At 62.3% G+C, this 12315-nt stretch carries 13 protein-coding genes; 6 read left to right on the top strand and 7 right to left on the bottom strand.

The annotated features are described in order from the left end of the window. Positions 1–41 precede the first annotated feature (41 nt). Positions 42–647 (top strand): flavin reductase family protein, encoded by a 606-nt coding sequence (locus tag Q1A91_RS14520; protein WP_299878747.1) that lies wholly within the window; start codon positions 42–44, stop codon positions 645–647. 110 nt (positions 648–757) lie between these two features. On the opposite strand, the gene Q1A91_RS14515 is transcribed toward Q1A91_RS14520, so the two are convergent. Next, on the bottom strand, positions 758–2419 hold the full coding sequence (locus Q1A91_RS14515) for a SulP family inorganic anion transporter (RefSeq protein WP_299878744.1): 1662 nt from the start codon (positions 2417–2419) through the stop codon (positions 758–760). A gap of 168 nt (positions 2420–2587) precedes the next feature. On the opposite strand from Q1A91_RS14515, the gene Q1A91_RS14510 reads away from it, so the two are divergent. Together Q1A91_RS14510 and Q1A91_RS14505 are read left to right on the top strand one after the other, a co-directional pair. After that, positions 2588–3346: a hypothetical protein gene (locus Q1A91_RS14510; protein ID WP_299878741.1), complete on the top strand. Its 759-nt coding sequence runs from the start codon at positions 2588–2590 to the stop codon at positions 3344–3346. Positions 3347–3451: 105 nt separating this feature from the next. Beyond that, positions 3452–4324 carry an S-methyl-5'-thioadenosine phosphorylase gene (locus Q1A91_RS14505; RefSeq protein ID WP_299878738.1) on the top strand — a complete coding sequence of 291 codons (873 nt, stop codon included), beginning with the start codon at positions 3452–3454 and terminating at the stop codon, positions 4322–4324. On the opposite strand, the gene Q1A91_RS14500 is transcribed toward Q1A91_RS14505, so the two are convergent. Then, positions 4321–5049, bottom strand: coding sequence for a DsbA family protein (locus Q1A91_RS14500; RefSeq protein ID WP_299878735.1), 729 nt, complete (start codon positions 5047–5049; stop codon positions 4321–4323). The two genes, Q1A91_RS14505 and Q1A91_RS14500, sit on opposite strands and share 4 nt — an antisense overlap. Positions 5050–5133: 84 nt before the next feature. On the opposite strand from Q1A91_RS14500, the gene Q1A91_RS14495 reads away from it, so the two are divergent. The 3 genes from Q1A91_RS14495 (at position 5134) to Q1A91_RS14485 (ending at position 6689) form a co-directional block, all read left to right on the top strand. Then, the gene (locus Q1A91_RS14495) at positions 5134–5763 is read left to right on the top strand and encodes a LysE family translocator (protein WP_299878732.1); all 630 of its coding nucleotides are present in this window, start codon (positions 5134–5136) and stop codon (positions 5761–5763) included. Beyond that, positions 5760–6290, top strand: coding sequence for an adenine phosphoribosyltransferase (locus tag Q1A91_RS14490; protein ID WP_299878729.1), 531 nt, complete (start codon positions 5760–5762; stop codon positions 6288–6290). The genes Q1A91_RS14495 and Q1A91_RS14490 overlap by 4 nt, the downstream gene beginning before the upstream one ends. Positions 6291–6500: 210 nt before the next feature. Next, complete coding sequence (locus Q1A91_RS14485) at positions 6501–6689, top strand: hypothetical protein (protein ID WP_299878726.1); 189 nt, start codon at positions 6501–6503, stop codon at positions 6687–6689. Positions 6690–6695: 6 nt separating this feature from the next. On the opposite strand, the gene Q1A91_RS14480 is transcribed toward Q1A91_RS14485, so the two are convergent. The 5 genes from Q1A91_RS14480 to thrC form a co-directional block, all read right to left on the bottom strand. Then, positions 6696–8111 carry an FAD-binding oxidoreductase gene (locus Q1A91_RS14480; RefSeq protein WP_299878723.1) on the bottom strand — a complete coding sequence of 472 codons (1416 nt, stop codon included), beginning with the start codon at positions 8109–8111 and terminating at the stop codon, positions 6696–6698. 39 nt (positions 8112–8150) lie between these two features. Beyond that, a complete protein-coding gene (locus Q1A91_RS14475; protein WP_299878720.1) occupies positions 8151–8972 on the bottom strand; it encodes an MBL fold metallo-hydrolase in 822 nt (273 codons plus the stop codon). A 111-nt stretch (positions 8973–9083) separates the two neighbouring features. Beyond that, positions 9084–9668: a GNAT family protein gene (locus tag Q1A91_RS14470; RefSeq protein WP_299878717.1), complete on the bottom strand. Its 585-nt coding sequence runs from the start codon at positions 9666–9668 to the stop codon at positions 9084–9086. Further along, entirely contained in the window at positions 9668–10930 is a 1263-nt protein-coding gene (locus Q1A91_RS14465) for a pitrilysin family protein (RefSeq protein WP_299878714.1), read from the bottom strand. The genes Q1A91_RS14470 and Q1A91_RS14465 overlap by 1 nt, the downstream gene beginning before the upstream one ends. Then, positions 10927–12315, bottom strand: coding sequence for a threonine synthase (gene thrC / locus Q1A91_RS14460; RefSeq protein WP_299878710.1), 1389 nt, complete (start codon positions 12313–12315; stop codon positions 10927–10929). Before thrC ends, Q1A91_RS14465 begins: the two co-directional genes overlap by 4 nt.

The raw sequence follows: 12315 nt of genomic DNA, 5'->3' as shown, positions 1-12315 counted from the left end.
TAGCATGACGCTAGGCAGGGGTGCAAACCAAGGAGACCCGGATGTTCTACCGCCCCCAAGACGGCCACGGCCTGCCCCACAACCCTTTCAATGCCATCGTCACACCACGGCCCATCGGCTGGATCTCCAGCCGGGACAGCGCGGGACGGGACAATCTGGCGCCGTATTCCTTCTTCAATGCTGTGGCTTACGTGCCGCCACAGGTCATGTTTGCCTCTACCGGGGCCAAGGAAGATCGGGACGGCACCAAGGATTCGGTGGCCAATATCCGGGAAACAGGCGTGTTCTGCGCCAATGTGGTGGAACTGGCCGCGCAGGACGTGATGAATGTCTCTTCCGCGACACTGCCCCATGAGGTGGATGAATTTCAGCATGCCGGGATCGATAAAGTGGAGTGCACGGAAATTCCCTGCGCGCGCGTCGCCAACGCCCCTGCCGCGCTGGAATGTCGGGTGACCCAGATCGTCAAGATCGAAGGTGACGTGAACTATGTGGTGTTCGGAGAGGTCGTGGGCGTGCACCTGCGCGACGATTGTCTGGTCGACGGAAAGTTTGACGCGACGACCTATACCCCGCTCAGCCGGATGGGGTATCGCGATTACACCACCGTCACGGATGTGTTTGAACTGTTGCGCCCGGACGAATGACGGGTCCGCACGATGCGGACGCCTGAGAAGAGATTTCAGACCTCCGGTGGGGTTTTTGAACCATTTGGAAGGGGGCGGCTGCGCGAAAGGTGTGGATGTGGGGCGGGGTGTCAATGCCCGCCCAGAATGCCGGTGCGCACCTGGTAATCCACTGCCAGCTGGTAATCGGGATCGTCATCACTGTCGACCACCAGATGCCCCGCCTTTGACAGCAGCCGGTGACAATCCCGGCTGAGGTGGCGCAGCTCAATCCGCTTTCCGGCCGTTTCATATTTGCCGGCAATCGCCTCGATCGCCTGCAACGCGGATTGGTCCACCACGCGGCTGTCGGCAAAGTCGACGATCACCCGGCTTGGGTCCGCGTCCACATCGAAAAGCTCCATGAACCCATCGGAGGAGCCGAAAAACAGCGGTCCCTGCACCTGATAGACCTGCGCGCCTTCCGGGGTCACATAGGTCTTGGCATGGATCCGCCGCGCGTTGTTCCAGGCGTAGGCCAGCGCGGATACGATCACGCCCACGACCACCGCCACGGCAAGGTCTTCCATCACGGTCACGACGGTCACCAAGAGGATCACAAACGCATCCGTCAGGGGCACCTTGCGCAGGATCGTCAGGGAGTTCCACGCGAAGGTCCCGATCACGACCATGAACATCACACCCACCAAAGCGGCCAGCGGGATTTGCTCGATCAGCGGCGCGCCGACAAGGATGAACAGCAACAGGAAGATGGCCGCCGCAATGCCCGCGACGCGGGTGCGGCCGCCGGATTTCACGTTGATCATCGACTGGCCAATCATTGCGCACCCGCCCATGCCGCCAAAAAAGCCGGTTACGGTGTTGGAGATGCCTTGGGCGATACACTCCTGGCTCGCCCCGCCACGGGTGTTGGTCATGTCCCCCACAAGGTTCAGCGTCAGCAGAGATTCGATCAGACCGATGGCCGCAAGGATCACCGCGTAGGGCAGGATGATGTAGAGCGTCTCAAGCGTGAACGGGGCCAGCGCCGTGCCATAAAGCCCCGTGCCCTCTCCAAAGGGGTTGTGCGGCATGGGAAAGCCCCCCTCGATCGAGGCCAGATCTCCCACGCGCGGCACATCCATGCCGGTGGCAATCACCACGACAGCGACGATACCAATGCCTGCAAGCGGTGCCGGGATCGCCTTGGTGATGCGCGGCATCACCCAGATGATCGCCATCGTTGCGGCCACCAGTGCCAGCATCAAGAAAAGCGGCTGGCCGGTCAGCCATTCACCGCCACTCATGCCGTGGCCTGTGTTCTCCATCGTGCCGGGCACTTTGAACTGCCCCAGCTGCGCCAGGAAAATCACAATCGCCAATCCATTGACGAAGCCCAGCATCACCGGATGCGGGACCAGCCGGATGAACTTACCCCACTGCATAACCCCTGCAAAAACCTGCAAAAAACCCATCAGGATCACGGTCGCAAAAAGGTATTCCACCCCGTGCTGCGCCACCAAAGCCACCATCACAACCGCAAGCGCGCCCGTCGCACCTGAAATCATCCCCGGACGTCCGCCAATCAGCGCGGTGATCAACCCCACCAGAAACGCAGCATAAAGACCCACCAGCGGATGCACGCCTGCGACAAAGGCAAAGGCAACCGCTTCGGGCACCAGTGCCAATGCAACCGTCAGCCCGGACAGCAGCTCAATGCGCAGCCGTGAGGGGGAGAACCCATCCTCCGGCATCCAGCGCAGATCAGTGACCTGCAAGTTCTTTGTAAAACTACGGAAGGTGGAACGCACCATTGGGCGACCTCATCAGGGAATTGTCACGGGAAACTGCGGCCCCCCTAGCGCGTCTGTTGCGCGATGGAAACCCTTTGAACACGCTTTCTTACCTACCTCGGACGAAGTGTAGACAATCCCACACGGGTCCTGCATCCTGTTCACAAATTCGAAACGGGTGAGGCTGAAATGGCGAGATTGTTTCTGGTACTGGTGATGTTGGCGTTCGGGCAGACCGCGACAGCCGGCTCTGTGACGCTGACTTTTGATGACTTCCAATGCGGTGGCGCGCCAGCAACCAGCGGCAGTCAGGGCGGTGTTTCCTACACAAACCCCAACAATGGCTTCATCGGCGTTTGCGGTCCCGAGGTCGTGCTGGGGGACGATGGTCTGTCCCAGCAGATGAAGATCCTCGCCGATCCCGGTGTGCGGTTCGATCTTGTGTCCTTCGACGTGGACGCGAACTATGAGGTGTTCAAGATCGCGCGGAACCTGTTCAACGCGGGGCGCGATGAAGAGGTGATCGAACGCGGCGGCAACCTGATTGAGGAATCGTTCTTTTGGGATGTGGGCCCGCAGGGTGAGCTGGCCGAAGCCGCCCGCCCGCAGAGATCAGACAGCCATCCTTTCCTCGCCATCACGGGCCTGCGCGACGGGGAGATCATCGCCCGCACGCGGATCGACCCGAACGGGCGGTCCAGCTACCAGCCCAGCTCCGAATTCGCCGATCTGGATGAGGTCCGGCTTGCGGTCACCGCCAACAGCCGGTCGATCTGGTCGAGCGATCGCTTCCTGTTTGGCTGCGGCAACCAATGTGGCAAAGCCACCATTGATAACGTGGTGTTGAACGTACAGGTGGCGGCCGTGCCCCTGCCCGCCTCGGTCTGGCTGATGGGCCTTGGCCTGCTGGCCCTCTGGCCCCTGCGCCGGATGCGCGCAGGCGGCTGACGCGGACACATCCATGTGACGACCAACGCGGCAGGGCTTGTAAAGGCGCTGCCGTTTTTGCATGTCTGAACACCATCACCCCCGCCCCCAACACATGAGGTTTCCATGAGCGCTCCCAAGATTGCCGTCATCGGTGGTTCCGGCATCTATGACATCGACGGATTGCAGGACGCGACCTGGACCAGCGTGGAGACCCCTTGGGGCGCGCCGTCAGATCAGCTTTTGACGGGACGTTTGAATGGCACTGAGATGGTGTTCCTGCCCCGCCACGGGCGCGGCCATGTGCATTCCCCCACCACTGTGCCCTACCGTGCCAACATTGACGCTTTGAAGCGGCTGGGGTGTACGGATGTGATTTCTGTCTCTGCCTGCGGGTCGTTTCGGGATGAAATGGCACCGGGTGATTTTGTCATTGTAGATCAGTTCATTGACCGCACCTTCGCGCGGGAGAAGAGCTTCTTCGGCACCGGTTGCGTGGCCCATGTGAGCGTTGCGCATCCCACCTGCCCACGGTTGGGCGCGGCTTGTCTTGAGGCGGCGCGGGGCGCCGGCATCACCGTCCATGACGGTGGCACCTATCTGGCGATGGAAGGGCCGCAGTTCTCGACACTGGCGGAATCGAAGATGTACCGGGAAAGCTGGGGCGCGGATGTGATCGGCATGACCAACATGCCGGAGGCGAAACTCGCCCGTGAAGCGGAGCTGTGTTACGCCTCCGTCGCGATGATCACGGATTATGACAGCTGGCATCCCGATCATGGGGAGGTCGATGTGACCGAGATCATCAAGACCCTGATGGGCAATGCCGACAAGGGCCGCGATCTGGTTTCCCGGCTGCCGGCACTTCTGGGTACTGAGCGCGCGCCCTGCCCCCATGGCTGTGACCGCGCGCTGGAGTTTGCGATCCTCACCCAGCCAGATGCCCGTGATCCCGCACTGATGGCCAAGCTGGACGCGGTGGCGGGCCGGGTGATCTAACAGGCGGGTGCAGCCGCTTTCTCCAGCGCGATCAGGGCTTTGAGCTCCCGTGCGGAAAGCCCGCCTGCCACGATCGTACGGCCCACCACCATCCCCGGCGTGCCCTGAAAGCCGAAGATGCGGAACAGGGCGCGGCTTTCGGACAAGGCTGCATCCGTCTCAGAGGCGGCCATCTTTTCGATCAATGCCTCCCCATCCAGCCCTTCTTCCTCGGCAATACTGCGCAAATAGGCGGGGTTGGGGACGAAACTGGTGCGCATCAACCGCGCCCGAAACGCAGCCCCCGCTCCCTGCGCCGCAGCCGCGATTGCGGCCCGGGCGGCCATCTGCGACGGTCGGCCCAGCAACGGCACCTCATGGCGCACCAACGTGATATCGACGTCCTGTGCGGCGATGCCTTCCACCTCAGGATCCAGAATACGGCAATAGGGGCAAAAGTAGTCAGAGAAGACCGCAACCGCCACGCGACCTGACGCCATCTGCGCCCCCTGAAAGGTACGCGCACAGAGCGCTGCGGCTGCGACTGGTGCCTGAGGCGGAAGCAGCCCCACCCCCATGACAGCCGCAGATATGCCAACATCGGGCCGGATCAGACGGCGAAAGCCCGGTGGCACCCCCTTGGTGTCAAACGCCAGCCGGGGTGCGGGCCACAGCGCGGCTGCCGCTGCCGCCACCCCCACGGCGCCAGCGCCCAACAGCACACCACGTCTTGTCCTGACGGTCATTTCCGCTCCACTTGGCCCGGCGGGGTTTACATCCTCCCGCACATCGCTCTTTCATGATGATCTGAACTCAGGAAAGTCGCTATCATGCCGCTCGACCTCTGGCTTGCATTTCTCGCCGCCTCCACGGCTTTGTTACTGATCCCCGGCCCCACCGTCCTTCTGGTGCTGAGCTATGCGCTCAGCAAAGGCCGCTCCGTCGCCGTGGCCTCTGCTGCTGGCGTGGCCTTCGGTGATCTGGTGGCAATGACGGCCTCTCTGCTGGGCCTTGGCGCGCTTGTGCTGGCCTCTGCGACCCTGTTTACCGCGCTGAAATGGGTCGGGGCAGCCTATCTGATCTGGCTCGGCATCAAGCTCATCCGCTCCGCCCCCTCCGGTGGCCTGGCCCCGCCAGCGGTTGAAGATGTCACTGCCACGCAGGTCTTTCGCCACACCGCAGCGGTCACAGCACTGAACCCCAAATCCATCGCCTTCTTCATCGCCTTCGTGCCGCAGTTCATCACCCCCGGCACGCCCCTGCTGCCGCAGTTCGCCATCCTGATCGCCACCTTCGTTGGTCTCGCCGCGATCAACGCCTTCGCCTACGCCCTGCTGGCCGACCGCCTGCGCCGCGTCATCAAACGCCCTTCCGTGCTGACATGGATCACCCGCGCGGGTGGCGGCGCGCTTGTCACCATGGGCCTTCTCACCGCCACCCTGCGCCGGAGCACCGCATGAAAAAGATCGAAGACTACATCCGCACCATTGTCGACTTCCCCCATGAAGGGATCATGTTCCGCGATGTGACCACCCTGTTCGCCGACCCGCGCGGGTTCCGCATGGCCATCGACCAGATGCTGCACCCCTATGCGGGGATGGAGATCGACAAGGTGGTGGGGCTGGAAGCGCGCGGTTTCATCCTTGGCGGTGCCATCGCGCATCAGCTGTCGGTGGGGTTTGTCCCGATCCGCAAGAAAGGCAAATTGCCCGGCACGGTGATCTCCCAGGACTACAAGCTGGAATACGGCGAGGCGATTGTGGAAATCCACGATGACGCCATTCAGGCCGGGGAAAAGGTGCTGGTGGTCGATGACCTGCTGGCCACCGGCGGCACGGCCGAAGCCGGGATCAAACTGCTGGAGCGGCTGGGCGGAGAGATCGTGTCGACTGCCTTCATCATCGACCTGCCGGAACTGGGTGGCCGGGCAAAGCTCGAAGCGATGGGCATGGACGTCCACGCGCTTTGTGCCTTCGACGGCCTGTGACGCAGCAACCGCGATTCTTGGCGCTGTCAAGGATCGCAAAGCGACCGCGCCCTTGCGCGGCTTGTCCTTTACAGCGGCACGAATCGTGACCACCCTTGATCAGGTCTGTTCAGGACGCACCGCGCCCTGAACGACCTCTCAGCAGAAATTCAAAACCCACAGACGCGCACCACCATTGCACGGAATCACCGCACCCCCTACGCTCATCCCATGAAACATGTCCCCAAACCCACCACCGATGACGCGCTCATTCAGGAATTCCTGAACAAAGGCGGCACCGTCAGCAAAGGCAAAACCAAACCGATGAAGCCCGAATTGGGCCTAAGCAACAATGTTTGGAACAACAAGCTGACCAAGGAAGAGAAAGCCGCCCGCGATAAAAGCGCGCAAAAGAAGTAACCGCGCTCAGCCGCGCAGGATCGCCCCCGGATTCATGATCCCCTGCGGATCAAGGGCGGCTTTGATGGCGCGCATCGCGGACAGTTTCGCCGGATCGCCGTAGCGCTCAAGATCACCGACTTTCAGCCGCCCGATCCCATGCTCCGCGCTGATCGATCCGCCCATTTCATCCACCAGATCATGCACCGCGCGTTTGATCACATCGCGCTGGTTCTCGTGATCTGCCCGCGTGCGCCCCGGCTGCGGAAAGACGTTGTAATGCAGGTTGCCATCGCCCACATGTCCGAAGCAGTTGATGCGGAAATCTCCAATCTTTCCAATAATCTCCGCGCCGTTCTTAATGAACGCCGGGATGGCTCCCAAAGGCACGGAAATGTCATGACTCGACACCGATCCAATGCGCCGGTTGGCCTCGGGGATCATCTCGCGGATATGCCAGAAATCCCGCGCCTGTGTGCTGCTCTGTGCGATGAGCCCGTCCCGCACAACGCCTGCTTCAAGCGCTGCGGCGAAGAGCGCCTCAAGCGCTGCATTCGGATCAACCGCGCCGCTCATGCCCACTTCAATCAACACACACCAATCGGGCGGCTCGGCAAAGGGATGCCGCACCTCCGGCAGGGTCTCTGCCAGAAAATCAAAGCCCTGACGGTGGATCAGTTCAAAGGCGCTGACCGTCTCCCCCATTTGCCCCCGCGCCAGTGACAACAACGCCAACGCCGCGCGCGGATCGTCTACAACCAGCAACGCCGTGCCGACGGCCGTTGGCCGGGGGAACAGCTTCAGCGCCGCTGCCGTGATCACCCCCAGCGTGCCTTCCGCCCCAATCAGCAAATGCCGCAGATCATAGCCCGTGTTGTTCTTCCTCAACCGCGTCAGCCCGTGCCAGATCTGCCCGTCGGGCAAGACCGCTTCCAGCCCCAGGCACAGATCGCGCGCGTTGCCATAGCGCAGCACGCCCGTGCCGCCTGCATTTGTGGCCAGATTGCCGCCAATCCGTGCGGAACCCTCCGCCGCCAGCGACAGGGGAAACAACCGATCCACAGCTTCTGCTGCCGCCTGAACATCAGCCAAAATCACACCGGCCTCCGCCACCAGCACATTCTCATCCGGCAACACATCGCGCACCCGGTTCATCCGCTCCAGCGACAGGATCAGCGGCGTGGGTCCTTCGGCGGCAACCTGCCCGCCGACAAGCCCCGTCCCGCCGCCATACGGCACCACACCCACATGTGCCTCTCCCGCCAGCCGAATGAGCGTCGCCACTTCATGCACATCACGCGGCCGCGCCAACAACGCCTGTCGGCCCGCGTAGCGCCCGCGCGGCTCTTCCAGATGGCGCGCTTCGGCCTCTCCCATCACCTCATCGGGCAGGACGGCAGCAAGGCGGGCGCGAAAATTCTGATCGGCGGGGTTCAATGTCATGCGCCTTTGATCCCCGTTGCCGGGGTCAGATGCAAGGCGCTATCTTGGCACATTCAGATAGGCCGGGCGCAGCACCATGATCGTAGGCCGCGACGGCAACCGGCTGCGGGACACAACCAATGACGGCTCGCCCACCTGCACCACTGAAAACTCCCCTTCCATCCCGCGCAGGAAGGCACCGAGCGCCAGGTCCGAAAACCAGTGCATCGGGATCACAATCGACGAGCGCAGCCTTTTGATCACCGTGATCATCTCCGGCAGGCTCAGCGTGTATCCCCCGTCTACCGGTGCCATCACCACATCCAGCCGCCCAAGGGCCGCAAACTGCTCGGCGTCCGGCACGTGATGCAGATGCCCCAGATGGCCGATGCACAGCCCCGCCATTTCGAACACGAAAATCGAATTGCCCTTGTCCTCCACCCCGGACCATTGCGAGCGGATGTCTGTGGAGACATTGCGCACCAGCACCTCCCCCAGTTCAACCTTATGCTCAATGCCTTCGCCAAATTCGCCCCAACCGGGCAGGACATGGGGGATGGCCGGGTCCGGGAAGGCGGTCCAATGGGTGTCATGGGCCTTGTTCATCGTCACCACGTCCGGGATGAACGGCAGCGTGCCGGTGAAGCCGGTGTAATCGGTCACCATGTTCAGGCCCCGGTGGCTGCGGATCAGAAAAGACGCATGGGCCACGTAGTGGAGATACACCTCCTCCTCCGCGACATCAGGCAGGCTGGCATAATGCAGCCCCGGCACACCTTGCGTCAGCGCGATGCAATGGCTTGGCGTGCGGTCGGGCTCTTGCTGCGCGTTCACACCCAGCGGGAAAAGGATCAGGGACAGGGCAATGAGGCTTCGGATCATGGCGGGCGCTCCTTTATGCCTAGGAGTTTAGCGCAGACCCGCGTCATTTCTACCGGGATCACACCCATGCGAGAGCAGCCATGCGGGCCTTGCACAGAAATCAGGCAGCGTTTAGCCCGCTTCCGTCCGTCCGCGCCGGTCACTGCGCAGCGCGGCATAGAGCACATGGGTTCGCCAGCGCCCGTTGATCTGCAAATAGCTTTGGGCCACGCCTTCGTACTTAAATCCGGATTTCTCCAACAGCCCGCGGGAGGCCTTGTTGCTGGGCAGGCACGCCGCCTCAATCCGGCTCAGATCCAGCCGGTTGAACGCCTGATGCACCACCGCTTCAATCGCCTCGCGCATGTATCCCATCCGCGCAAAGGGCTGACCCGTCCAATAGCCCAGCGTCCCCGCCTGAGCCGGACCCCGCCGGATGTTGTCCAGCGTGATTGCGCCCAACAGCGTGTCATCGGACCGCCGGATCAGGAACAACGGCAGCGCCGTGCCGCCGTTGATCGACCGCTGCGCCCAATAGACACGGTTGGTAAAGGCCTTACGGCTCAGATGGTCCTCTGCCCATGCGGGTTCCCATTGGGTCAGGTAGTCGCGGCTGGCCACGCGCAGGGCGGACCAACTGCGAAAATCGCCATGCTGCGGGGTGCGCAGCGTCATGCGCTCCGTTTCAATCCGTATCTTGCGCCGCAAGAGCATCATCAGGCAGCGCGCCGGGCCTGCATGTCCGCCAGTGAGGGCGCGGCAACCACTGGGCCATAAAGCGCCAATGCCGCCGGGGCCGCTTCTGCCATATGCTGGGCCAGATCGCGCACATCGCCCGTGGTGACGGCGTCAATCTTCTCCACCGTTTCCGACAGCGGCGGCACCCGATCCCAGATCTGCACCAGACGCGCCAGCCGTTCGGCGCGGTTGGACGGGCTTTCCAGCCCCATCAGCAACCCGGCTTTCATCTGCGCACGCGCCCGCGCCACCTCCGCCGGAGAGATATCGCCGGCCGCGCGTTTCATCTCATCAATGGTGATCTGCGCCAGTTCCGGCAGCTGTGCCGCCGATGTGCCCGCGTAGATCGTGGTCATGCCGGTATCGGCATAGGCCCCGGCCTGGGCAAAGATCGTGTAACACAGGCCCCGGTTCTCGCGGATTTCCTGAAACAGACGCGACGACATGCCGCCGCCCAAAGCAGAGGCATAGATCTGCGCCACATAGATATCATCCGCACGGTAGCCGGGGGATTCAAAGCCGAGCGCAAAATGCGCCTGTTCCAGATCTTTCACATGGCGCGTCTCTCCGCCGCCGAACCGGGCCTGATCCATCGACATCAGAGGTTTTGCAGGCATATCGCCAAACAATTCTTCGGCCAGTTTCACAATTGCGTCGTGGTCCACTGCGCCTGCGGCGGCGAGGATCATCTGCTCCGGCCCGTAGTGCTCTGCGATAAAGCCTTGCAGATCGTCGCGGCTGAAATTCGACACACGCTCGCCGGGGCCAAGAATGGTGCGGCCCAGCGGCTGGTCGGGATAGGCCTGTTCCTGCAACCAGTCGAAAATCACATCATCGGGTGTGTCCAGCGCCTGCCCGATCTCTTGCAGGATCACACCACGCTCCGTCTCGATCTCATGGGGATCAAGGATGGGATTGCGCAGGATGTCGGCGATCACATCCAGACCCAGCGGCACATCGTTTTCCAACACACGCACGTAGTAGGCGGTCACCTCACGGCTGGTATAGGCGTTGATATAGCCGCCCACATCTTCGATGGCTTCTGCGATCTGCAAGGCAGAGCGGCGTTTGGTGCCTTTGAAAGCCATATGCTCCAGAAAATGCGCGATGCCGTTCTGTGCCGGGCGTTCGTGCCGCCCGCCAGCGCTGACCCAGACGCCGATGGAGGCGGAGGCAAGGCCGGGCATGTTTTCGGTGACAATGCGAAACCCGTTGGGCAAGCGGTGTTGGTGCAGGCTCACGCGGAGAGGTTCCTTTCGATATGCGCTTTCAGCGCTTCGAGGTCATTGGCCACGCGGGTCAGGCGTTCGGGCCGGTCAAAGAGGTCAGCCATGCGCGCAGGCAGCGGCGGGCGGATGCCCGTGGCGGCCTCAACCGCGTCGGGGAATTTGGCCGGGTGTGCGGTGGCCAGCGTGATCATCGGGGTCGCCTCTTCGCGCTGCTCCTCGGCCACTTTCACGCCAATGGCGGAGTGCGGGCACAAAAGCTCACCCATGGTGGCAAGGGCGTGGGTGATAGTCGTCGTGGTTTCACCCTCCGACGCACGGCCGGAGCGATAGTGCCCCTGAAGCACCTCCATCGCGCCCTGGCTTACATCGAAACCACCCTCTCCCAGTTCCGTCATCAGCTGCGCCACAGCGCCACCATCGCGGTCATAGGCATCAAACAAAGCACGTTCGAAATTGGAGCTGACCTGAATGTCCATCGACGGGCTGATGGAGGGATGCACCGACCCCTTGTGATAGCCCTGCCCCTTCAGGCAGCGATCCAGAATATCGTTCTGATTGGTCGCCACCACCAGATCCTTGATCGGCAACCCCATGCGTTTGGCGATATAGCCCGCGAAGATATCCCCGAAATTGCCCGTGGGCACGGTGAAACTCACCTCCCGCTCCGGTGCGCCGAGGCTCACAGCGGAGGAGAAGTAATAAACCACCTGCGCCAGCACCCGGCCCCAGTTGATCGAATTGACACCCGCCAGCTTCACCCCATCACGGAAGGCAAAGTCGTTGAACATATCCTTCAGCCGCGCCTGACAGTCGTCAAAATCGCCATCGACGGCCAGCGCGTGCACATTGCTTTCCACCGGTGTGGTCATCTGGCGGCGCTGCACTTCGGACACGCGGCCATGGGGGTAGAGGATGAACACATCCACATTGTCCAACCCCCGGAACGCCTCAATCGCGGCAGACCCTGTATCGCCGGACGTCGCACCCACAATCGTCACCCGGTCGCCTTTGCGGCCCAGCGCCTTCTGGAACATCTGGCCAATGAGCTGCATGGCGAAGTCCTTGAACGCCAGCGTGGGCCCATGGAACAACTCCAACAGGAAATGGTTCGGCGCCAATTGCACCAGCGGCGCGCGGACGTTGTGGCCGAACCCCGCGTAGGCGCTGGCGATCAGCTCCCGGAATTCCTCATCCGTGAAGGTATCGCCGATAAACGGGCGCATGACTGTGAAGGCCACGTCTTCGTAACTCTGCCCTTCCATCGCCGCGATCTGCGCAGTGGTGAGGGTGGGTATCTCCGCAGGCACATAGAGGCCCCCGTCGCGGGCAAGGCCGGTCAGCATCGCCTCCTCGAAACTCAGGTCAGGCGCGGTGCCACGGGTTGAGATATAGCGCAT

The organism is uncultured Sulfitobacter sp. (assembly GCF_947500075.1).
Lineage (GTDB): Bacteria > Pseudomonadota > Alphaproteobacteria > Rhodobacterales > Rhodobacteraceae > Sulfitobacter.
Note: the sequence above shows the minus strand (reverse complement) of the source record. Positions and strands in the feature narration are given on the sequence as shown.